Source organism: Arthrobacter sp. SD76 (assembly GCF_049726125.1).
Classification (GTDB): Bacteria; Actinomycetota; Actinomycetes; order Actinomycetales; family Micrococcaceae; genus Arthrobacter; species Arthrobacter nitrophenolicus.
This window is the reverse complement of sequence record NZ_JBNBLR010000001.1, coordinates 1,022,236-1,044,791: the sequence shown is the minus strand read 5'-3', so window position 1 is coordinate 1,044,791 and position 22,556 is coordinate 1,022,236. Positions and strand designations below refer to the sequence as shown.

The 22,556-nt window shown below is 65.4% G+C and carries 10 protein-coding genes, 1 tRNA gene and 7 pseudogenes; 4 read left to right on the top strand and 14 right to left on the bottom strand.

Features of this window, described 5'->3' with window-relative positions; translation table 11 throughout:
- Nucleotides 1-253: 253 nt before the first annotated feature.
- From ACPEE0_RS05170 to ACPEE0_RS05160, 3 genes and pseudogenes are all read right to left on the bottom strand, one after another.
- A pseudogene (locus tag ACPEE0_RS05170) lies at nt 254-4,154 on the bottom strand (DNA-directed RNA polymerase subunit beta').
- A 159-nt stretch (nt 4,155-4,313) separates the two neighbouring features.
- Nucleotides 4,314-7,822, bottom strand: a pseudogene (rpoB, locus tag ACPEE0_RS05165) (DNA-directed RNA polymerase subunit beta).
- Between the two features lie 308 nt (nt 7,823-8,130).
- Nucleotides 8,131-8,595, bottom strand: coding sequence for a hypothetical protein (locus ACPEE0_RS05160; protein ID WP_009358313.1), 465 nt, complete (start codon nt 8,593-8,595; stop codon nt 8,131-8,133).
- A gap of 228 nt (nt 8,596-8,823) precedes the next feature.
- Here ACPEE0_RS05160 and ACPEE0_RS05155 point away from each other — a divergent pair.
- Both ACPEE0_RS05155 and ACPEE0_RS05150 read left to right on the top strand, forming a co-directional pair.
- Nucleotides 8,824-10,022: pseudogene (locus ACPEE0_RS05155) on the top strand (acetyl-CoA C-acetyltransferase).
- On the top strand, nt 10,022-10,519 hold the full coding sequence (locus ACPEE0_RS05150; protein ID WP_009358315.1) for an aminoacyl-tRNA deacylase: 498 nt from the start codon (nt 10,022-10,024) through the stop codon (nt 10,517-10,519). Before ACPEE0_RS05155 ends, ACPEE0_RS05150 begins: the two are co-directional and overlap by 1 nt.
- A 66-nt stretch (nt 10,520-10,585) precedes the next feature.
- Here the strand turns inward: ACPEE0_RS05150 and rplL are convergent, their stop codons facing one another.
- From rplL to ACPEE0_RS05105, 9 genes and pseudogenes are all read right to left on the bottom strand, one after another.
- Entirely contained in the window at nt 10,586-10,963 is a 378-nt protein-coding gene (gene rplL, locus ACPEE0_RS05145; protein WP_009358316.1) for a 50S ribosomal protein L7/L12, read from the bottom strand.
- 78 nt (nt 10,964-11,041) lie between these two features.
- Nucleotides 11,042-11,621: pseudogene (gene rplJ / locus ACPEE0_RS05140) on the bottom strand (50S ribosomal protein L10).
- 326 nt (nt 11,622-11,947) lie between these two features.
- Nucleotides 11,948-13,066: a GNAT family N-acetyltransferase gene (locus ACPEE0_RS05135; RefSeq protein ID WP_009358318.1), complete on the bottom strand. Its 1,119-nt coding sequence runs from the start codon at nt 13,064-13,066 to the stop codon at nt 11,948-11,950.
- Between the two features lie 8 nt (nt 13,067-13,074).
- Nucleotides 13,075-14,172, bottom strand: a complete 1,098-nt coding sequence (locus ACPEE0_RS05130; protein ID WP_354175165.1) for a GNAT family N-acetyltransferase — start codon at nt 14,170-14,172, stop codon at nt 13,075-13,077.
- A 137-nt stretch (nt 14,173-14,309) separates the two neighbouring features.
- Nucleotides 14,310-15,016 (bottom strand): annotated as a pseudogene (gene rplA / locus ACPEE0_RS05125) (50S ribosomal protein L1).
- Between the two features lie 180 nt (nt 15,017-15,196).
- Nucleotides 15,197-15,625, bottom strand: a pseudogene (gene rplK / locus ACPEE0_RS05120) (50S ribosomal protein L11); the annotation flags it as partial.
- Nucleotides 15,626-15,756: 131 nt separating this feature from the next.
- Entirely contained in the window at nt 15,757-16,560 is an 804-nt protein-coding gene (gene nusG, locus ACPEE0_RS05115; protein ID WP_009358321.1) for a transcription termination/antitermination protein NusG, read from the bottom strand.
- A 114-nt stretch (nt 16,561-16,674) separates the two neighbouring features.
- Nucleotides 16,675-16,959: a preprotein translocase subunit SecE gene (gene secE / locus ACPEE0_RS05110; protein ID WP_009358322.1), complete on the bottom strand. Its 285-nt coding sequence runs from the start codon at nt 16,957-16,959 to the stop codon at nt 16,675-16,677.
- 83 nt (nt 16,960-17,042) lie between these two features.
- Nucleotides 17,043-17,115: transfer RNA gene (locus tag ACPEE0_RS05105), tRNA-Trp, on the bottom strand.
- Nucleotides 17,116-17,389: 274 nt separating this feature from the next.
- Here ACPEE0_RS05105 and ACPEE0_RS05100 point away from each other — a divergent pair.
- Nucleotides 17,390-18,607, top strand: a complete 1,218-nt coding sequence (locus tag ACPEE0_RS05100; protein ID WP_009358323.1) for a pyridoxal phosphate-dependent aminotransferase — start codon at nt 17,390-17,392, stop codon at nt 18,605-18,607.
- A gap of 81 nt (nt 18,608-18,688) precedes the next feature.
- Here ACPEE0_RS05100 and ACPEE0_RS05095 read toward each other — a convergent pair whose 3' ends face one another.
- Both ACPEE0_RS05095 and ACPEE0_RS05090 read right to left on the bottom strand, forming a co-directional pair.
- The gene (locus ACPEE0_RS05095; RefSeq protein ID WP_009358324.1) at nt 18,689-19,369 is read right to left on the bottom strand and encodes a LuxR C-terminal-related transcriptional regulator; all 681 of its coding nucleotides are present in this window, start codon (nt 19,367-19,369) and stop codon (nt 18,689-18,691) included.
- Nucleotides 19,366-20,783, bottom strand: a pseudogene (locus ACPEE0_RS05090) (PspC domain-containing protein). The gene ACPEE0_RS05095 and the pseudogene ACPEE0_RS05090 overlap by 4 nt, the downstream one beginning before the upstream one ends.
- 125 nt (nt 20,784-20,908) lie before the next feature.
- On the opposite strand from ACPEE0_RS05090, the gene ACPEE0_RS05085 reads away from it, so the two are divergent.
- Nucleotides 20,909-22,483 (top strand): PspC domain-containing protein, encoded by a 1,575-nt coding sequence (locus ACPEE0_RS05085; RefSeq protein WP_424574087.1) that lies wholly within the window; start codon nt 20,909-20,911, stop codon nt 22,481-22,483.
- Nucleotides 22,484-22,556 lie beyond the last annotated feature (73 nt).

The window sequence follows — 22,556 nt, the reverse complement described above, 5'->3', positions numbered from 1 at the left end:
ATCCCATGCCCGTGACCCGACTCGCGTCAAAATGTCCCTAGGCATGCGAAAATGTGGCATACGTTGCACAAGAACCCTGCAAACCGGAAACGTCGCTCTGGCTCAGCCTTTCAGCTGGTGCCGGCGCACTCATCCACTGCCACAATAACAATTGGTAACAAGTCTAGCATGGACGGCCTCCATGCCTTAATCGGCCCTGTTAACGGGGATGGTCCCGCACCGTACGGTGCGGGACCATCCCTTACAGGCACGTCTACCGGAAGTCGTTGCCCAGGTCGTAGTCATCCAGCGGGATGGCGTGGAACTCAGGAGCTCCGTCGCCGCCCAGGGTGTCGTACGAGAAGTCACTGAATGCGCTGGGGCCTGTGAACAGGTTGGCCTTCGCTTCCTCAGTGGGCTCGACGGTGACCTCGGTGTAGCGCGGGAGGCCCGTGCCGGCCGGGATCAGCTTACCGATGATGACGTTCTCCTTGAGGCCAAGCAGCGGATCGCTCTTGCCTTCCATGGCCGCCTGCGTCAGGACGCGGGTGGTCTCCTGGAAGGAAGCTGCCGACAGCCAGGACTCGGTGGCCAGCGATGCCTTGGTGATACCCATGAGCTCGGGACGTCCGGATGCCGGAGTCTTGCCCTCGGATACAACGCGGCGGTTGGCGTCCTCGAAGCGGCTCCGCTCGGCGAGTTCGCCGGGGAGCAGGTCCGATTCGCCGGACTCGATGACCGTGACGCGGCGCAGCATCTGGCGGACGATAACCTCGACGTGCTTGTCGTGGATACCGATGCCCTGGCTGCGGTACACGCCCTGGACTTCGTCCACCAGGAACTTCTGTGCAGCACGCGGACCCATGATGCGCAGGACCTGCTTGGGGTCCACCGGTCCGTTGATCAGCTTCTGGCCGACGGTGACGTGGTCGCCATCCTCGATCAGCAGGCGTGAACGGCGAAGGACCGGGTAGGCGATCTCTTCGGTTCCGTCATCCGGGGTGATGACCAGGCGCATCTGGCGCTCGGACTCTTCGATGGTGATGCGGCCGGCTGCTTCAGCAATCGGTGCGACACCCTTCGGAGTACGGGCTTCGAAGAGCTCCTGGATACGGGGCAGACCCTGGGTGATGTCGTCGCCACCGCTGGCGGAAACAGCACCACCGGTGTGGAACGTACGCATGGTCAGCTGGGTACCGGGCTCACCGATGGACTGTGCGGCGATAATGCCCACGGCCTCGCCGATGTCCACGGTCTTGCCGGTGGCCAGTGAACGGCCGTAGCACAGCGCACAGGTTCCGACGCTGGACTCACAGGTGAGTACGGAGCGGACCTTGACCTCGGTGATGCCTGCCTTGAACAGCTCATCGATCACCACGTCACCGCAGTCGGTGCCGGCGGCTGCGAGGACCTTGCCCTCGGAGTCCACGACGTCGACGGCGAGCGTACGTGCGTAGGCACTGTTCTCGACGTTCTCGTCCAGCACCAGCTCGCCATTGGCGTCGGCGACGGCGATGGGCGTGACCAGGCCGCGCTCGGTGCCGCAGTCCTCTTCGCGGACGATGACGTCCTGGGACACGTCCACCAGACGACGGGTCAGGTAACCCGAGTTGGCGGTACGCAGAGCAGTATCGGCGAGGCCCTTACGGGCACCGTGCGTGGCGATGAAGTATTCCAGCACCGACAGGCCCTCACGGTAGGAGGACTTGATGGGGCGCGGGATGATTTCACCCTTCGGGTTGGCCACCAGGCCACGGATACCCGCGATCTGGCGGACCTGCATCCAGTTACCACGTGCACCGGAGGACACCATGCGGTTAATGGTGTTCATCGGGGACAGGCTCTCGCGCATCACCGAAGCGATCTCGTTGGTTGCCTTGTTCCAGATCTCGATCAGTTCCTGGCGGCGCTCGTCGTCGTCGATCAGGCCCTTGTCGTACTGGCCCTGGATCTTCGCTGCACGCTCCTCGTACCCGGCAAGGATTTCCGGCTTTGCGGCCGGGACCTCGATGTCGGAGATGGCGACGGTGACGCCCGAGCGGGTGGCCCAGTAGAAACCGGCGTCCTTCAGGTTGTCCAGCGTGGCAGCCGTGACGACCTTCGGGTAGCGCTCGGCGAGGTCGTTGACGATGCGGGACAGTTCGCCCTTGTCGGCAACAGCCTCAACCCACGGGTAGTCCTCAGGCAGGGTCTCGTTGAAGAGCACCTGGCCCAGGGAGGTCTGGACGAGCGCGGGCTGGCCCGGCTCCCAGCCCTCGGGGGCTTCCCAGCCGGCGTACGGCACGAAGCCTTCGAGGCGGATCTTGACCTGCGAGTTCAGGTGCAGCTCGCGGGCGTCGAACGCCATGATGGCCTCGGAGACCGAGCCGAAGATGCGGCCCTCGCCGGCCGAACCCTTCCGCTTGGTGGTCAGGTGGTAGAGGCCGATGATCATATCCTGCGACGGCAGGGTGACCGGGCGTCCGTCCGAGGGCTTCAGGATGTTGTTCGAGGACAGCATCAGGATGCGGGCCTCAGCCTGGGCTTCAGGGCTCAGCGGCAGGTGGACTGCCATCTGGTCGCCGTCGAAGTCGGCGTTGAAGGCGCCACAGACCAGCGGGTGAAGCTGGATGGCCTTGCCTTCAACGAGCTGCGGCTCGAACGCCTGGATGCCCAGGCGGTGCAGGGTAGGTGCACGGTTGAGCAGCACCGGGTGTTCGGTGATGATCTCTTCGAGCACGTCCCAGACCTGCGGACGGTAACGCTCCACCATGCGCTTGGCCGACTTGATGTTCTGGGCGTGGTTGAGGTCAACCAGGCGCTTCATCACGAACGGCTTGAAGAGCTCCAGCGCCATCTGCTTGGGCAGGCCGCACTGGTGCAGCTTCAGCTGCGGGCCGACGACGATGACCGAACGGCCGGAGTAATCGACGCGCTTGCCGAGGAGGTTCTGGCGGAAACGGCCCTGCTTGCCCTTAAGCATGTCGCTCAGGGACTTCAGCGGACGGTTGCCCGGGCCGGTGACGGGACGGCCGCGGCGGCCGTTGTCGAAGAGGCTGTCAACAGCTTCCTGAAGCATGCGCTTCTCGTTGTTGACGATGATCTCCGGCGCACCCAGGTCAAGCAGGCGCTTGAGGCGGTTGTTGCGGTTGATCACGCGGCGGTACAGGTCGTTGAGGTCGGAGGTCGCGAAGCGGCCACCGTCCAGCTGGACCATGGGGCGCAGTTCCGGCGGGATCACCGGGACGGCGTCGAGGACCATGCCAAGCGGGCTGTTGTTGGTGGTCAGGAACGCATTGACCACCTTGAGGCGCTTGAGGGCGCGGGTCTTGCGCTGGCCCTTGCCGTTGGCGATGACGTCGCGGAGCAGGTCGGATTCGGCCTGCATGTCGAAGCTTTCAAGGCGCTTCTTGATCGCTTCGGCACCCATGGAGCCTTCGAAGTACATGCCGTAGCGGTCACGCAGTTCGCGGTACAGGCCCTCGTCACCTTCGAGGTCGGCGACCTTCAGGTTCTTGAAGCGGTCCCAGACCTGCTCGAGGCGCTCGATGTCGGCGTCGGCACGCTTGCGCACGTTCGCCATCTGGCGGTCGGCGGAGTCGCGTGCCTTCTTCTTGTCGGCAGCCTTGGCGCCTTCGGCCTCCAGGCGCGCGATTTCGCCCTCGAGGTCGCGGGCAATCGCGGCGATATCGGAATCGCGGTTGTCGATCAGCTGCTTCTTCTCGATGTCGTGCTCAACCTGCAGGTTGGGCAGTTCCTCGTGGCGGGCCGCCTCGTCGACGCTGGTGATCATGTAGGCAGCGAAGTAGATGACCTTTTCGAGGTCCTTCGGTGCCAGGTCAAGGAGGTAGCCCAGGCGGGACGGAACACCCTTGAAGTACCAGATGTGCGTGACCGGTGCGGCCAGCTCGATGTGGCCCATGCGCTCGCGGCGGACCTTGGCGCGGGTGACTTCGACGCCACAGCGCTCACAGATGATGCCCTTGAAGCGCACGCGCTTGTACTTGCCGCAGTAGCATTCCCAGTCGCGGGACGGGCCGAAGATCTTCTCGCAGAAGAGGCCGTCCTTCTCGGGCTTGAGCGTGCGGTAGTTGATGGTTTCCGGCTTCTTTAACCTCGCCGTAAGACCAGCCGCGGATGTCTTCCGCGGTGGCGAGGCCGATCTGCATGAGGCCGAAGGAGGATTCGCTGGACATATGGTCCCTGTTCTCTCTTGTTCTCTAAATTCTGAAGTCTTTACGGTGCCGGGGTTTCGACTCGGTTGTTGAGCCTGTCGAAACACAACCACCGGGCACCTTGGGTGCGGGAGAAGGAAGGAGGACGACGGCGGACGCGGCCCGCCGTCGTCGGACTCCTTAGACCTCTTCTACGGAGCTGGGCTCTGCACGAGACAGATCGATGCCCAGTTCCTCCGCAGCCGTGAAGACTGCGTCATCAGAGTCACGCATTTCAATTGTGGTTCCGTCCGTGGAGAGGACTTCCACGTTCAGGCACAGCGACTGCATTTCCTTGATCAACACCTTGAAGGACTCGGGAACACCCGGCTCCGGGATGTTCTCGCCCTTGACGATCGCCTCGTAGACCTTCACGCGGCCGTGGATGTCATCGGACTTGATCGTGAGGAGTTCCTGGAGCGTGTAGGCGGCGCCGTAGGCTTCGAGCGCCCACACTTCCATTTCACCGAAGCGCTGGCCACCGAACTGCGCCTTACCACCCAGCGGCTGCTGCGTGATCATGGAGTACGGGCCGGTGGAGCGGGCGTGGATCTTGTCGTCCACCAGGTGGTGGAGCTTCAGGATGTACATGTAGCCGACCGAGATCGGATCCGGGAACGGCTCGCCGGAGCGGCCGTCGAACAGGCGGGTCTTGCCGGAGGAGTTGATCAGGCGCTCACCGTCGCGGGTCACGTTGGTGGAGTCCAGCAGGCCCGTGATTTCCTCTTCGCGGGCGCCGTCGAACACCGGAGTGGCAACAGTGGTGGGGCCACTCTCGCGCGGCAGGTTGGGCAGCTGCTTGACCCACTCGGGCTCGCCTTCGATCTTCCAGCCGGTCTTGGCGACCCAGCCAAGGTGCGTCTCGAGCACCTGGCCGACGTTCATACGGCCCGGAACACCCAGCGGGTTCAGGACGATATCAACGGGGGTACCGTCCGCAAGGAAGGGCATGTCCTCGACCGGGAGGATCTTGGAGATAACGCCCTTGTTGCCGTGGCGGCCGGCGAGCTTGTCGCCGTCGGTGATCTTGCGCTTGGCAGCCACGTAGACGCGGACCAGCTGGTTGACGCCCGGGGCAGCTCGTCATCGTTGTCGCGGTCGAAGACGCGGACGCCGATGACGGTGCCGGACTCGCCGTGGGGAACCTTCAGGGAGGTGTCGCGCACTTCGCGGGACTTCTCGCCGAAGATGGCGCGCAGCAGGCGCTCTTCCGGGGTCAGCTCGGTTTCACCCTTCGGGGTGACCTTTCCGACCAGGATGTCGCCGGCTTCGACCTCGGCACCGATGTGGATGATGCCACGCTCGTCCAGGCCTGCCAGGACTTCCTCGGACACGTTGGGGATGTCACGGGTGATTTCCTCGGCACCAAGCTTGGTGTCGCGGGCATCGATCTCGTGCTCCTCGATGTGGATGGAGGAAAGGACGTCCTCGGCAACGATGCGCTGCGAGAGGATGATGGCGTCCTCGAAGTTGTGGCCTTCCCAGGACATGAATGCCACGAGCAGGTTCTTGCCGAGGGCAAGCTCACCCTGGTCCGTTGCCGGGCCGTCGGCGATGATGCCGCCGACCTCGAGGCGCTGGCCTTCGTTCACCAGGACACGGTGGTTGTAGCAGTTGCCCTGGTTGGAGCGGGCGAACTTGTTGATGCGGTAGTTGGTTTCCGTGCCGTCGTCGTTGAGCATGATGACGAGTTCGGCGGAGACCTCGGTGACCACACCGGCCTTCTTGGCGATGACCACGTCACCGGCGTCCACGGCAGCGGCGCGCTCCATGCCGGTGCCCACGAACGGGGCCTCGGAACGGACCAGCGGCACGGCCTGGCGCTGCATGTTGGCACCCATGAGTGCGCGGTTGGCGTCGTCGTGCTCGAGGAACGGGATCAGGGCCGTAGCCACGGACACCATCTGGCGCGGGGACACGTCCATGAACTCGACGTCTTCAGCCGGAACCAGGACGGGCTCGCCTCCACCACCACGGGCACGGACCAGGACGGTCTCTTCCGCGAAGCGCTTGTTCTCGTCCAGCGGCGCGTTGGCCTGGGCGATCAGCACCTCAGCCTCGTCGTCGGCCGTCAGGTACTGGACGTCGTCGGACACGACGCCGTCCTTGACCTTGCGGTACGGGGTCTCGATGAAGCCGAACGGGTTGATGCGTCCGTAGGATGCCAACGAACCGATCAGACCAATGTTCGGGCCTTCAGGGGTTTCGATGGGGCACATACGTCCGTAGTGGGACGGGTGCACGTCACGGACTTCCATGCCGGCGCGGTCACGGGACAGACCACCGGGGCCAAGGGCCGACAGGCGGCGCTTGTGGGTCAGGCCCGAGAGCGGGTTGTTCTGGTCCATGAACTGCGACAGCTGGGAGGTTCCGAAGAACTCCTTGATGGCTGCAACCACGGGGCGGATGTTGATCAGGGTCTGCGGCGTGATGGCCTCGACGTCCTGGGTGGTCATACGCTCGCGGACAACGCGCTCCATGCGGGACAGGCCGGTGCGGACCTGGTTCTCGATGAGCTCGCCGACCGCGCGGATGCGGCGGTTGCCGAAGTGGTCGATATCGTCGATCTCGACGCGCAGGTCCACTTCCTGGCCGTCGCGGACGCCCTTAATGGTCTTCTCGCCGGCGTGCAGCGCGACGAGGAACTTGATCATGGCAACGATGTCTTCAACGTGCAGGACCGAGGCTTCCTTGTCGCCAAGGGAGCGGTCGATGCCGAGCTTGCGGTTGATCTTGTAGCGGCCGACCTTGGCCAGATCGTAGCGCTTGGAGTTGAAGTACAGGTTGTCCAGCAGGGACTGGGCAGCCTCGACGGTGGGCGGCTCGCCCGGACGCAGCTTGCGGTAGATGTCCAGCAGCGCGTCTTCGCGGGTCTCGGTAGCGTCCTTCTCCAGGGTGGCGCGCATGGAGTCGTACTGGCCGAACTCTTCGAGGATCTGGCCTTCGGTCCAGCCAAGGGCCTTCAGCAGGACGGTGACGGACTGCTTGCGCTTGCGGTCGAGGCGGACGCCGACCTGGTCGCGCTTGTCGATTTCGAGCTCGAACCATGCACCGCGGGACGGGATGATCTTGGCAGTGAAGATGTCCTTGTCGCTGGTCTTGTCAGCGGCGCGCTCGAAGTAGGCGCCCGGCGAACGGACCAGCTGGGAGACGACGACACGCTCGGTGCCGTTGACCACGAAGGTGCCCTTCTCGGTCATCAGCGGGAAGTCGCCCATGAACACGGTCTGCTGCTTGATTTCGCCCGTGTTGTTGTTCATGAACTCGGCCTTGACGTACAGCGGAGCCGAGTAGGTTGCGTCCCGGTCCTTGCACTCGGCCATGGTGTACTTGGGGTCGGCGAACTCCGGATCGGAGAAGCTCAGGGACATGGTGCCCTGGAAGTCCTCGATCGGGGAGATTTCTTCGAAGATGTCCGAGAGGCCGGACGTGGTGGCGACGCTGAGATCGTTTTCTTCGACAGCCTTTGCTACGCGTGCCTGCCAGCGTTCGTTGCCGACCAGCCAGTCAAAGCTGTCCGTCTGCAGGGCAAGCAGATTCGGAACGTCAAGAGGTTCGTGAATCTTTGCGAATGAAAGCCGGCGAGTGGCACCATCAGTGCTGTCGGCGGTGTTAGCGGTTTCGTTATTAGAGGTGCTCGAGGCGACCAAGAGGGATCCTTCCACAGACCTTCAGGCGTTTTCAGATCTCCCCCGCTGTGCACCCTGCAGACAGAGTCCGCAGCGCTACCATCCGGTTCCGCTATATGACCCGGGGCCGGCACCGACTATGCTGTGACGTTGTTACGGCACGTTGATTGTCAGCTGCCAGGCAAAGCCCACCGCTATATGAAGGCTGAAGGTAAACAGGGAAGACGCAAATATCTACGATACGGCAAAATAACCTACGTGTCTACCCCACATCCGGCCGGAATGCAAGCACTTGTTTTGAGGTGCGCCGGATACCCTGCCGGAACCCTTCAGAGCCGGAGGGTGACCCCTTCCGCCGTGCAGGTTCCGGAGTTCGCGAAGACCGCATCGCGCACGGCGTCCCGCGATTCCTGGGCTGGCGCCCCGCCGGCTTCCGCCGTCGACGAATGGTCGATGGCCAGCAGGCTAAGGGCAGCGAACAGGCCCCGCAAGTCCCCCGCCACGGTGTCCTTCGCGTCCTCGGCCTGAAGGTAGATGTCCTCATAGCCGCCGGCGTCGTCCGCCCTAACGGCTGCATACTCGGCGAACAGGGAGTTGAACCGCTCGCATGCCTCCCGCGCGCCTGAGGCTGCGGCTGGGGCGCCGGACGGCGCTGACGGCGCCGGTTCGGTCCCGCCGGAAGCCGGCGCCACGGATTCCGACGGCGACGGTCCGGCAGGTGCCGGGGCAGAGACCGAGCAACCGGTCAACGCCGCCAGGCCGGCAGCGGCCACGAGGGCCAGAGTCTTCTTCACTTTTACTTCTCCGTCCGCCCGGCGTCCGGGTCCCCACCGGCAATACTGTCCGCCGCCCACCCTACGCAGGCAGCCGCCGTCGTGCATCCCGAAACGATGGGGACCTCTCCCCTGGCGCCAGGCGCACAGGGCGGAATGCACATAGCCGCTCCGGCGTTTGAATAGTTAGGTGACCAGGGTCACGATAGCCTTGGTGGCTTACATCGGATCAGAGCGGAAGAGATAACCATGGCCAACTCTCCAGACAACAGCGACGTTGTTATCCTCGCGGCAGCACGCACTCCAACAGGCCGGATCAACGGCCAGCTGGCGAGCTTCACCGCCGTCGATTTGGGAGCCCACGCGATCAGGGCTGCGCTGGAGGCCAGCGGCGTGGACGCTGGCGACGTCGAGGCGGTGATCATGGGCCAGGTCCTGCAGGCCGGTGCCGGCCAGAACCCTGCCCGGCAGAGCTCCATCGGCGCCGGCATCGGCTGGAATGTTCCGGCGGTGACGGTCAACAAGGTGTGCCTCTGGGCCTGACTGCGGTCATTGACGCCGCCCGGATGATCCGCGCAGGCGAGGCCGCCGTGGTGGTGGCCGGCGGCCAGGAGTCGATGACCCGGGCACCGCACCTGCTGCCCGGCTCGCGGCAGGGCTGGACCTACGGCTCCATCCAGGCTTTGGACGCCGCCGCCCACGACGGCTTGACCGACGCCTTTGACGGCCAGTCGATGGGCCTGTCCACGGAAACCCGGAACCTCACCCTGGGCATCGACCGGACGTCACAGGACAACGTGGCTGCGCAGTCGCACCAGCGCGCGGCGCTGGCGGCAAAGAACGGAACGTTCGACGACGAGATCGTCCCCCTCAGCGTGAAGCAGCGCAAGGGCGACCCCCTCGTGGTGGACACTGACGAGGGCGTCCGCCCCAACGCCTCCGTCGAGTCCCTGGCCGGGCTGCGGGCTGCCTTCGTCACTGACGGCACCATCACCGCCGGCAACTCGTCTCCCCTGTCCGACGGCGCCGCCGCCCTGGTGCTGGCCTCGCGGGCTTATGCCGAGGCCCACGGGCTGGAGTACCTGGCCGTGGTGGGCAAGCCGGGACAGGTGGCCGGACCGGACAATTCCCTGCATTCGCAGCCTTCGAACGCCATCATGAACGCGCTGGGCCGGGCCGGGTGGACCACGGCGGACCTGGACTTCATCGAGATCAACGAGGCCTTCGGATCGGTGGCCGTGCAGTCACTCAAGGACCTGGACTACCCGCTGGAGAAGTGCAATATCCACGGCGGGGCCATCGCCCTGGGGCATCCCATCGGCGCTTCCGGTGCACGTCTGGCGGTCCATGCCGCCCACGAGCTCAAGCGCCGCGGAACAGGCAAGGCCGCCGTGTCCCTGTGCGGGGGCGGCGGGCAGGGCGAGGCGCTCCTGCTGTACCGCGACTGATGGCGGGGGCAGCCTCGAACGGAGCGGACGGCGCCGGGCAGGAACGGTTCCTGGCCGACGCCGCCGCCCGCGGCCTGAAGGTCGACATCGTGGAACGCCCGGCCGCCCGGAGCCTCGAGGAAGCGGCGGGCATCCTGGGAATCAGCCCCGCCGACATCGTGAAATCGCTGGTGGTCAAGCACAAGGACGGGACTTTCCTGTTCGCGCTGGTTCCGGGCGACCGGCAAATTTCCTGGCCGAAGCTGCGCACCCTCGTGGGGGTCAACAAGCTGTCCCTGCCGCCAGCGGACATGGCGCTGGAGGCAACCGGGTACGAACGCGGCACCATCACCCCGCTGGGAAGCACCACCCCGTGGCCTGTCTATGCGGATGCCACCATTACCGGCCGGCGGATCTCCATGGGTGCCGGCGCCCACGGCTACAGCGCCTTCGTCGACGCCGACGCCCTGACGTCCGCCTTGGACGCCGTGGTGGCTGACATCTCCGATCCCGCCTAGGACCCGTCCAGGACGCAGAAAACCCCGCCCACCGGAGTGGACGGGGTTTTCCAGGAGTATGCGCTGTTACTTGAGGGTAACGGTGGCGCCTGCAGCCTCGAGCTGCTCCTTGGCCTTCTCGGCAGCTTCCTTGTTTGCACCTTCGAGGACAGCCTTGGGGGCACCGTCAACCAGGTCCTTGGCTTCCTTGAGGCCGAGGGAGGTGATGGCGCGAACTTCCTTGATGACTGCGATCTTCTTGTCGCCAGCAGCTTCGAGGATGACGTCGAAGTCGGTCTTCTCTTCAGCCTCTTCTGCAGCACCGCCGGCAGCGGGGCCAGCAACTGCAACAGCAGCAGCGGTAACTTCGAAGGTCTCTTCGAAGAGCTTGACGAACTCGGAGAGCTCGATGATGGTCAGTTCCTTGAAAGCTTCAATGAGCTCTTCGTTGCTGAGCTTCGCCATGGTAGGCGTCCTTCCTGTTGTGGTGTCCGGCAGGCTCATCGCCCGGCCGTGCACCTGAGTCTTGTGGGGTAAAGAGAATTAGTTCTCTTCGGCTGCGGGAGCTTCGGCAGGTGCTTCGGCTTCGGCGGCGGAGCTTCTTCAGCGGCGGGCGCCTCGGCAGCAGCCGGAGCACCGTTCTCTTCTTCAAGCTTGAGGCGCAGTGCGTCAATGATGCGTGCAGCTGCGGCGGCGGGAGCCTTGAGGACGCCTGCAACCTTGGCGAGCTGCAGCTCGCGGGACTCGAGCGCTGCCAGTTCGGCAACCTCGCTGGCGTTCAGTGCCTTGCCCTCGAAGTAGCCGGTCTTGATGACCAGCTGCTTGTTGGCCTTGGCAAAATCCGTCAGGCTCTTGGCAGCGGCAACTGCGTCACCCTTGATGAACGCGATTGCAGTGGGGCCGGCAAGCTGGCCGTCGAATGCTTCGACGCCGGCTTCCTTGGCTGCAATGGCGGTCAGGGTGTTCTTGACGACCGCGAACTTGGTGTCCTGGCCAGAGAAACACGCAGCTGCTTGAGCTGTGCAACGGTGAGCCCGCGGTATTCGGTCAGGACAGCGGCGTTCGATTCCTTGAAATCGTTAGTGATCTCAGCTACTGCTGAAACCTTGGTAGGCGTTGCCATAACCCTCCTTCCGGGGATAGTGCCGGGTATTCGACGGTCCCCGCTCAAGAGAGCTAAAACTAAAAACGCCCCGCGCAGATGCACGGGGCTTGGCTCAACACGGTTCTCCATGGAGCTTTGCTTCGTTCACCTGCGCCGGCCGCCCTATGTTCAGGGGCCTTCGTAAGGAAAACCACGGCACCTCCCGCGCAGGACAGCAGAGTTGCGCCATGTCCGGGAGAGTGGATTTCCAATAACCGACGGTCTTTGGTCATCCCAGTCTACGGGAGGGCATGACGGACCGCCAAATCGTGCCCCTGCCACTCCTTCAGGGGCGCGGCAGGCCGTCAGCTGTTCCGGCTCTGCAGCTTGGGAAGTTCCTTCTGCCAGATGCCTGTGACCCCGGCGGTGCGGAAGCCCAGCTGCTGGTTGACTGTCAGCAGGTACCGGTTTTCCGGGGCATTCCAGGTGTAGATCACGCGGGCATCAGGAAACTGCTCTGTGAGCCGTTCCATGTTGGCCACCTTGATCAGCAGCCCCAGCTTGTTGCCCCGGTGTTCCTGCAGCACCAGCGTGTCGTCCTGAAACACCACGTCCGTGCGGTGCGCCAGCACCGTAATGGTGGTCAGCCCCACCAGCGAACCGCTGGCGATGTGCTCGACGGCGGTGACCACCGTCCGCCTGCCCTGCGCAATGGCGACGTCCTCCGCTTCACGGAGGATGCCGCCGTCGAACACCATGTCCTGCTCCACCGGCACGTCCAGTGCGGGGTCCACATCCGCGCCCGCCTGGTTCTCCAGGACGGCGACGGCTTCCAGCCACCGGTCGGGGCAGCGGTCAGTCCAGTGGTGCAGCCGGTACCGGCCGTTGTTCGCCTCGTCCGCCTCGGCCTGCAGGTCGGCCACGAGCTTCGAATCCAGCGGGAGTGAACACGAACTGAACTGCTCGATGTGCTGCAGCGTGTAGCCCGTCTTCTGGGCGAACTCCACTTCCCGGCTCTCCAGCGGGACGAACCCCAGCCCCGAACCCGGGACCAGCAATGCCTTCTCAAACTCGTGCAGGGAAGCACCAGGGTGGTTCGTGTCCACCAGGATCATGGTGCGACCCTCAGCGCGGGCCAGGTGTTCGGCGGCTTCGAGGAGGCGGCGGCCCACGCCCTGGCGCTGGAACTCGGGCAGGATGTCGAGGGTGAACTCCGCAAGGTCCAGGTGGTCCGTCATGGGCAGGGCGATATCCACGGTGCCCACGATTTCGCCGTCGACTTTTGCCACCAGGATGAGCTGGCGCTCGTACGGGTCCTCGAACTCGAGAAGCTTCTCCAGCGGCCCGTAGGCGAGGTCGTCACTCCCCCAGGTCTGCATCCTGACCTTGCGGCCCACTTCGACGGCGGCCAAAAAGTCCGCCGCGTCCGGAGAGTCCAGCGAGTCGGGGATCCAGAGCTGCTCGATCTTCACGTCTTTTGCCATATGGGGCATCATCCCAGCCGTTTCTGCCACTCACCCTCATAGCCTGCAGGTGTGAATCCAAGCGCAATATTAATCGCCAGCATATGCTGGTTTTCGTTGGCGTTCCATGTCAAGACCGACTTCGCTGCGGGCCATCTGTCCTGGGCCACCTGCAGGTTGCTGATCTTGATCAGCATCCCCAGGCGGTGCCCCCGGTGCTGGCCGGACACCAGGGTGTCCTGCTGCAGGATGACTCCGGGGACCTCCGGCCGCCAGTTGAGGACGGTGTAGGCCACCAGTTGGCCGGTAGGCCTGTGCATCGCTGCTGACACCACGGACTGCACGCCGCTGCGGGCAAGCATCTCCTCGTCCCGGCGAACCCTGTCCGCGTCCCAGAGTTCGCCCTCCCAGTCCATTCCGGCCGTGGGCACATCAACACTCATCCGGGCGTTCAGCTGCGCGTAGCTGTCCACGAGTTCGGCGGGGCAGGCATCAGCCCATCCCACGAGCGTGTAGTCCCCCGCATGGGCGGACGCGGCAGCCTCCAGTGCGGCCAGCCGCTCGGGCGGCACGGGCAGGACAAGGCGGCTGGACGTCTCCACCTGTTCAAGCTCGTAGCCTCCGGCCGCCGCGAAGGCGGTGGAAGGCTCCCCCGCCGGCAGCCCCCCGGCCCCGGATTTTGCGGGCAGCAGCGGACCTGCGCCTTCCATCACGTGTGCCGGCAGTTCAAAGTAGCCGTCCAGCGAGGTACGGCCGTGCTGCTGCGCCACGTCCTCGGCAAACAGCAGGAGCTGGCGGCCCAGTCCGCGCCTGCGGTACCCGGGTGATACCAGGACGTTGATGCCGGCCGTCCACAGGTTCTCCCGCAGTGGCAGAGCCACCGAGCACATACCGACGGTTTTCCCGTCGATCCGGCCCACGAACAGGTGCCGGGCCTCATAGGGGGTTCCGCGCCAGTGTTCCAGTTCCTCGGCGAGGGTGTACCCGCGGTCAAGGTTGCCCCAGGTCTCCAGCTCGTGCGCCTGCCGCATTTCCTGGCAGTCAAGGAAGTCCCGTGCGTCCTGTGCTTCGTCCAGGGACCCGGGCATCACGACGGCGGTAATCGCCAGGCCGTTCGGCTGCGTCATGACCATAGCCTAGCCAGCCCGGGCCTGCTGTCGAGTGCGGCGACGGGAAAGGTGGGGCTTAACGCGGAAGGGACCGCCCGGCTGCTGCCGGGCGGTCCCTTCCTGTGTGCCGGAATGGCACGGGATGCTGCTAAAGGCTATGCCTCGATGAGCACCTTGGTGACGTTGGGGTCAACGGAGATGCCGGGACCGAACGTGGTGGCAACCGTGGCCTTCTGGATGTAGCGGCCCTTGGCAGCGGACGGCTTCAGGCGAAGCACCTCTTCCAGGGCTGCGGCGTAGTTCTCGGCCAGCTTCACGGCGTCGAACGAGACCTTGCCGATGATGAAGTGCAGGTTGGAGTGCTTGTCGACGCGGAAGTCGATCTTGCCACCCTTGATGTCGTTGACGGCCTTGGTGACGTCGGGGTCACGGTGCCCGTCTTCGGGTTCGGCATCAGGTTACGCGGACCCAGGACCTTGCCGAGGCGGCCAACCTTGCCCATGAGGTCAGGGGTGGCGACGGCGGCGTCGAAGTCGGTCCAGCCGGCGGCGATCTTCTCGATCAGGTCGTCGGAACCAACGAAGTCGGCGCCGGCGGCGATTGCTGCCTCAGCCTTGTCACCCGTAGCGAACACGAGGACGCGGGCGGTCTTGCCGGTGCCGTGGGGCAGGTTGACCGTGCCGCGGACCATCTGGTCAGCCTTGCGGGGGTCAACGCCGAGGCGGAAGGCAACCTCAACCGTGGCGTCGAACTTGGACGGGTTGGTGTCCTTGGCGAGCGTTACTGCCTCGAACGGCGCGTAGAACTTCTCCGCGTCGATCTTGGCGGCTGCTGCCTCATATGCTTTGCTGCGCTTTGCCATGCTGCTTGTTTCTCCTTGTGCAGTTGTGGTCTGCGGACCGCGCTGGGCCCTGCCACAGTCGGTGGTCCGGTCTCGTTATTCGGCCCGGATGCCCGACATTTCAATTTTTGATGGTGCCGGTTTCCCGGCGGTGCCGCCCGTCGTCGTCAACTGCCCGAGTCCGGAAGGCTGGACGGGGTATTAGCCCTCGACCGTGATGCCCATGGAGCGGGCGGTGCCGGCGATGATCTTTGCTGCACCTTCGAGGCTGGTGGCGTTGAGGTCTTCCATCTTGGTGGAGGCGATCTCGTTGACCTGGGCCTGGGTCAGCTTGGCAACCTTGACGGTGTGCGGGGTGGCGGAACCCTTGGCAACGCCTGCAGCCTTCTTGATGAGCTCTGCAGCCGGCGGGGTCTTGGTGATGAACGTGAAGGAACGGTCTTCGTAGACCGTGATTTCCACGGGGATGACGTTTCCGCGCTGGGCTTCCGTCGCAGCGTTGTACGCCTTGCAGAATTCCATGATGTTGACACCGTGCTGGCCAAGCGCAGGACCGATCGGCGGAGCCGGGTTAGCGGCACCTGCCTGGATCTGCAGCTTGATGAGGCCGGTGACCTTCTTCTTGGGAGCCGATGCAGGGTCCTTCTCTCAATAACGTCCTGGGACACAGGAGCGTGCCTCAGGTTTTTGGCCGCCATGGCAAGGCGGCCGGCCGTTCCGGTGCCGCTAAGCGGGCAGCGCCGGGACGAATTCTTGGGTTGTCAGATCTTGGTGACCTGGTTGAACGCCAGGGTGACCGGCGTTTCGCGCTCGAAGATGGAGACCAGCACCACGAGGGTCTGGGATTCCGGCTTGATTTCGGAGATGGTGGCCGGGAGGGTCTCGAACGGGCCCTCCTTGACGATGACCGACTCGCCGACTTCGAAGTCGACAGCCACGGGAGCCTGGTTCTGCTTGTTGACCGGCTTGCCCTTCTCGGCCTGCTCTTCCTCGAAGACCGGGGCCAGCATGGAGAAGACCTCGTCCAGGCGCAGCGGCACCGGGTTGTGGGCGTTGCCCACGAAGCCGGTCACGCCGGGGGTGTGGCGGACGGCGCCCCAGGAGGCGTCGGTCAGGTCCATGCGGACCAGGACGTAGCCGGGGATGCGGACGCGGTTGATGATCTTGCGCTGGGCGTTCTTGATCTCAACGACTTCTTCCATCGGCACCTGGATTTCGAAGATGTAATCTTCCATGTCCAGTGTCTGGATGCGGGTCTCGAGGTTGGCCTTCACGCGGTTTTCGTAACCGGCGTAGGAGTGGATGACGTACCAGTCACCTTCCTGGCGGCGCAGCTTGGCCTTGAACTCCTCGGCCGGGTCGGCGGCCGCGGTGGCGGCGGCAGCGGCGAGGGCGTCGGCGGGCTCGTCGTCGCCCTCCCCGCCTTCGGTCTCGGCAACGTCGGAGCCGGCGGCGTCGGATTCGGGCGCGGCGGACTCAACCTCAGACTCGTCACCGGCTTCTGCCGTGATGTCCGCGGACTCTTCCAGCTCAGTCTCGGTTACCCCGAGCTCCTGCTCAGACACTTGGTCTCCTGCTTCCTCATTGCCTAACATGCCTATTTAAATGGCTCAATTCCGCACGCCGCTGTTTCCCTCCGGTTTTCCGGAGTAAACACGCGGCCTGCGGACCCTGCAGCCTTAGCTGTCCGTGGAGCCGGAACCGCCGAAGATCCAGCCGATAGCGGATCCGAATCCGATATCCAGCAGGCTGACGATGACCATCATGATGGCCACGAACACCAGCACCACGAGCGTGTAATTGATCAGTTCCTTGCGGGTTGGTGCAACAACCTTCTTCAGTTCGCCAATGATCTGGCGGACGAAGAGCGCAATGCGGGCGAAGAAGTTTGCCTTGGCGTCCTTCTTAGCTGGGCGGCCCTTGGAGCTGCTGGCAGCTGTTTCGGTCACCTGGTCCTCGCTCATCTTTGCAATGCTGGATTACCCGGCCCTGATCAGAACCATGGTTGCTGCGCTTGCCCCTGGATTTTGCCCCGGGGCAGCTTGCGCAGGGCAGACAGGACTCGAACCTGCAACCTGCGGTTTTGGAGACCGCTGCGCTACCAATTGCGCCACTACCCTATGGAGTGAATGTCACTCCGACGACGATCCGCCAGCTTGAACTGGGGCGCACGCCATCATCCGTGTTTTCAACACCGGTGAACCAGTCTACGCAACATCTGCACGTTCGTAAAACCGGCCCGTTCGGGCCCCTCACCAGCGCGTCCTGAGATCACCTGCCGGGGCAGTCACAATTCAAAACGGGCCACCCGAAGGGTCCGGTGAACAGCATAGAGTAGAACTCGTCGAATCCCACATTCCAGCCTCACGGCTGCAAGCGAAGAACGGACCTGCCATGTCTGCCGCCCGCGTTTCCCAACGCATTTCCGCTATTGCCGAATCCGCAACCCTTGCCGTCGATGCCAAGGCGAAGGCGCTCAAGGCAGCTGGCCGGCCGGTGATTGGCTTCGGGGCGGGCGAACCCGACTTCCCCACCCCGGACTACATCGTGCAGGCAGCCATCGACGCCGCAAGCCAGCCGAAGTACCACCGGTACTCCCCCGCGGGAGGGCTGCCCGAACTGAAGAAGGCCATCGCCGAGAAGACTCTCCGCGACTCGGGCTACGCCGTCGACCCGTCCCAGGTGCTGGTCACCAACGGCGGCAAGCAGGCGGTCTACAACACGTTCGCCACCTTGGTGGATCCGGGTGACGAGGTCATCGTTCCCACCCCCTTCTGGACCACCTACCCGGAGGCCATCCGGCTGGCCGGCGGCGTTCCGGTCGAGGTTTTCGCCGGCCCGGAGCAGGATTACCTGGTGACCGTCGAGCAGCTCGAGGCTGCCGTCACGGACCGCACCAAGATCCTGCTGTTCGTCTCGCCGTCGAACCCCACGGGCTCGGTCTACTCCCCGGAACAGGTGGCCGAGATCGGCAAGTGGGCCGCGGCGAAGGGCCTCTGGGTGGTCACCGACGAGATCTACGAGCACCTGACCTACGACGGCGTCCCCTTCACCTCCATCGCCACCGCCGCTCCCGAGCTGGGCGACAAGGTGGTCATCCTCAACGGCGTGGCCAAGACCTACGCCATGACCGGCTGGCGCGTGGGCTGGATGATCGGCCCCGCAGACGTCATCAAGGCCGCCACCAACCTGCAGTCGCACGCTACCTCCAACGTCTCCAACATCATGCAGATCGCCGCGCTTGCCGCTGTCTCCGGCCCGCTGACCGCCGTGGACGAGATGAAGGTCGCGTTCGACCGCCGCCGGAAGGCCATCGTCGCGGGCCTGAACGCCATCGAGGGCGTCGAATGCCCGACGCCGAAGGGTGCGTTCTACGTCTACGCGGACGTTCGCGCGCTGCTGGGCAAGGAGTTCCCGACGGCGTCAGGCACCGCCACGCCGCAGACCTCCGCGGAACTGGCTTCGCTGATCCTGGACGAGGTTGAGGTGGCCGTGGTTCCCGGCGAGGCGTTCGGCCCCTCCGGTTACCTGCGCCTGTCCTACGCCCTGGGCGACGAGGACCTGGCCACCGGTGTGCAGCGCCTGCAGGACTTCCTCGGCAAGGCCCAGTAACTCCCCCCACACCGGTTGCTCCATCACTTTTGGTCCCTAAACCGCCCTTTTAGGGACCAAAAGTGATGGAGCAACTTTGGTTTAGAGGAGGCGGCGTTCGGCGGCCCACTTGGTGAGCTCATGCCGGCTGGAAAGCTGGAGCTTCCGCAGCACCGCCGAGACGTGGGTTTCCACCGTCTTGATGCTGATGAACAGCTCCTTGGCGACTTCCTTGTAGCTGTAGCCGCGGGCGATCAGGCGCATGACCTCCAGTTCCCGGGCCGAGAGCTTGTCCAGTTCGTCGTCGGCGATGTCGGCCGGGGCGGTGCCGAACGCGTCCAGGACAAACCCTGCCAGGCGGGGCGAAAACACGGCGTCGCCGCCGGCCACGCGGAACACCGCGTCGGTAATCTCGGCGCCGGAGATGGTCTTGGTGACGTACCCGCGGGCGCCGGCGCGGATCACGGCCACCACGTCCTCGGCGGCGTCGGAGACACTGAGGGCCAGGAACCGGGTGGAACCCAGCAGCGGGGCGGAACCGGCGATCACCTCGCGCCCGCCGCCGCCCAGCCCGCCGGGCAGGTGCACATCCAGCAGCACCACGTCCGGGCGCTGCTCGGCGATCACTGCGATGGCCTGTTCCACGGTGGCGGCTTCTCCCACCACCTGGATGCTGGCGTCAAGGTCAGCCTTCAGCCCGGACCTGAAGATCGCATGGTCGTCCACGATGACCACGCGGACGGAGTTCACGGGACGGGAGGCCGCCCCCTGGCTGGTGTTCATGATGTCCCTTCCGAGTTGTCCGTGCCTGCCGCCTGCAACCGCAAACGCACTTCCGTGCCGGCTCCGGTGCTGAGGATGGTGGCGGTGCCGCCGTGCCGTTTCATCCTGCCGATGATCGATTCCCGCACGCCCAGCCGGTCCTCGGGCACGTCCGAGAGTTCAAAGCCGGGGCCCCGGTCCTTGATGAAAACCTCCGCCTGCCCGTCCGAAGCCTCGAGGTAGACGGATACCGTGCCGCCGCCGTGCCGCGAAGCGTTGAGCATCGCCTCGCGGCTGGCCTGGACCAGGGCTTCGTGTGCCTCGGTCATGGCGGTGTCCCCCACGCTGACGACGTCGACGGCGTTGCCCAGCAGGTCCTCCACCTCCGCGGCGACCGCCTTGATCCGGTCCGACAACTGCCCCGCTTCACGGCCGGGGTCCTGGAACAGCCAGCCGCGAAGTTCACGCTCCTGCGCACGGGCCAGCCGGACGACGTCGTGCTCGTTGCCGGCCCGGCGCTGGATGAGGGCCAGCGTCTGCAGGACGGAATCATGGAGGTGGGCGGCGATCTCCGCCCGTTCCATTTCGCGGATCCTGCCGGCCCGCTCGGCCTCCAGGTCCCGCCAGAACTTCAGGGCCCACGGCAGCAGGACCAGCACCACGCCGCCCAGCACAGCCACCGACGCCAGCAGCGCAAGCCAGGTCTGCTCCCAGGAACCGGAGCCGGACACCATCACCAGCACCCCGGCAACCACCAGGGCAAGACCGGCGGCCAGGCGCGCCCAGCCGCCGGCCTGGTCGGCCTTCGTCTTGTCCACCAGGCCGGCGCGCCGCGTTTCATCCAGCTGCATCCAGGCGATGGAGGCGCCGCCCAGGACCGCCGCGGCCGGGATCAGCGTTCCGAGCGGAACGTCCACCCCCAGCAGCTGCGCGATCATGATGCCGGCCACCAGCAGCAGGCCGGAGCCCAGCAGGATTTCCTTGCCGTACTTCATGGTGCGGAAGCGGAACCAGGGCGGGGCTGAACGGAGCCTGGGGCTCCGCTGGGCCGGCCGCCGTCGTCGAAAGGCGTTGCGGCCCGGGCGGCAGCACCGCCCGGTGAGGCCGCTATGCCAGCGCCCGCGCCCCGGTCGGAAAGGTCCGGAACAGGAGCCGGCACCCCTGACGGGGAATTTGCCGGCTGGCTCACCGCAGGCGCAATGGGCGACGCCGGGCGGCGGGCATTGCGCCGGGCGGCCTCGTCCGCGGTGGGAACCATGATCCACAGCCAGGCGTAAAAGGCCAGTCCGGCACCGCCGGCGAGGGAGGCGAGTGCCATGGCCACCCGGACATTCTTGACCGGCCAGCCCAGGTGGACCGCAAGGCCCGAACACACGCCCGCGATCACGCGGTCGCTGCTGCGGGCCAGGGGCGGCCTTGCCGGGAGGGTTGTCATGGAACAATCCAAGCACGGATCAGGGTTCCCCGGACCGGATTCCGGCGGCAACCGGGGGTGACTCAGGGGCGGTTCAGGGTATCCCCCAGTAGAGCGCCGACCTGCGCAAACGCGAGGATTTAGGTATGAACTCGCAGACCCCCTCCCCCGACGACGGCCAGCCCACCGAGCCCCTTCCGGGTCCCGGCAGCCAGCGGCCCACCGAGCCCCTGCCGTCCTCCGTGCCACCAACTCCGGCCCCGTCCGCGGGCCCTACCGCCCCGCAGGACGCGGACAGGAATAACGCCGGTCCCGCTGACGGCCGGAACGCCTCCGGCTACCAGCCCGGAGGCAGCATTCCTTCCGGCAGCCATGAGGCGGCGTCCGGCGGGCTTCCCGGCCCGCAGTACGCTTCCACTGCCCCCTCGCAGTCCACGGACTTCTTCACCTGGGTCCGGGGCCACGGCATCCACCGCGGCACCGACCGCTGGGTGGGCGGCGTCTCCAGCGGCATCGCCAACCGACTGGGCGTGGACCCGCTGATCATCCGCGGCGTCTTCATCGTCCTCACGCTCTTCGCCGGCATCGGCGTGCTGCTGTACGGCCTGGCCTGGGCGTTCCTCCCCGAACCGGACGGCCGGATCCACGTGCAGGAAGCCGGGGCGGGCCGCTGGACCACAGGGATGACCGGCGCCCTGATCGCCACCATCGTGGGCCTGACGGGCCTGGGCGGCGGCTTCTGGGGCTGGACCCATAACGGCTTCGGCGGCTTCCTCTGGACCGTCTTCTGGGTGGGCGGCGCCATCTACCTGATCTACTACCTGTCCCAGCGCAACAAGGGCGCCAGGCCGGCGATGGCCGGACAGCAGCCGGGTCCCTACAGCGGCACGTACGACGCCGGGCACTCCGGAAGTGCCACCACCTCCTCCTTCTCCGCCACCGGCACAACCTACGGCACCGCCCCCGGTTCCGGTTCCATGCCGTCCTACGGCGGCAGCCCGGGCACCGGCTCCTATGGGGATGGAACCTATGGCGGCGGCACCGGGGCGCCTGCATACGTCACCTCCACGCCACCGAGGCCGCCGAAGCCCCGGCCTGCGGGTCCGGGCGCCCCCGCTGTGGCCATCGCGACGGGTGCGGCGCTGCTGGTGGGTGGCGGGCTCAAGGCCCTGGACGTCACCAACGTGATTGACCTGGGCGATGCAGCCAATGCGATCGTCTGGGCAAGCGCAGCCGCAGTACTGGGCCTGGGCATCCTGGTGGCCGGCATCCGCGGCAGGACTGCAGGCGTCCTGAGCCTGTTCGCCGTCATCGCGTTGGTCGCCGGGGGTGTGTACAACGTGGTGGGCGACGGCGACAGGGTCCGGTTCCAGCAGGTCAATTGGAGCCCGGCCACCATAGCGGAGGCCCAGGACGGGTACGACGTCACGGCCGGACGGGGAACTGTGGACCTCACCAACCTGGCTGACGACGCCCCGCTGAGCTCCGACGTCGTCATCCCGCTGGACATCACCGCCAGCAACGTGACTGTGGTCATCCCGGACAACGTGCCCGTGGACATCAAGGCGGACATGACCATGGGAAACCTCAATGAGGTGACCGGACAGCGCGGCGGCACCACCACCCGCGAAAGCAGCTACAACACCGACGAGCCCGGCAGCCGCCTGGTGGTCCAGATCGACGGCACGTTCAGCAACGTCACCATCGAGGAAGGCAACTGAAATGAGCAACAGCAACCAGGCCCCCGGGCCCCGGACCCCGAACCCCGGACCACTGGCTCCTACTCCGCGGGCG

Coding starts and splice junctions, on each gene's coding strand:
- ACPEE0_RS05150 (WP_009358315.1), top strand. CDS start 10,022: ATGGCGGGGGCAGCCTCGAACGGAGCGGACGGCGCCGGGCAGGAACGG.
- rplL (WP_009358316.1), bottom strand. CDS start 10,963: ATGGCGAAGCTCAGCAACGAAGAGCTCATTGAAGCTTTCAAGGAACTG.
- ACPEE0_RS05135 (WP_009358318.1), bottom strand. CDS start 13,066: ATGGCAAAAGACGTGAAGATCGAGCAGCTCTGGATCCCCGACTCGCTG.
- ACPEE0_RS05130 (WP_354175165.1), bottom strand. CDS start 14,172: ATGACGCAGCCGAACGGCCTGGCGATTACCGCCGTCGTGATGCCCGGG.
- secE (WP_009358322.1), bottom strand. CDS start 16,959: ATGAGCGAGGACCAGGTGACCGAAACAGCTGCCAGCAGCTCCAAGGGC.
- ACPEE0_RS05100 (WP_009358323.1), top strand. CDS start 17,390: ATGTCTGCCGCCCGCGTTTCCCAACGCATTTCCGCTATTGCCGAATCC.
- ACPEE0_RS05095 (WP_009358324.1), bottom strand. CDS start 19,369: ATGAACACCAGCCAGGGGGCGGCCTCCCGTCCCGTGAACTCCGTCCGC.
- ACPEE0_RS05085 (WP_424574087.1), top strand. CDS start 20,909: ATGAACTCGCAGACCCCCTCCCCCGACGACGGCCAGCCCACCGAGCCC.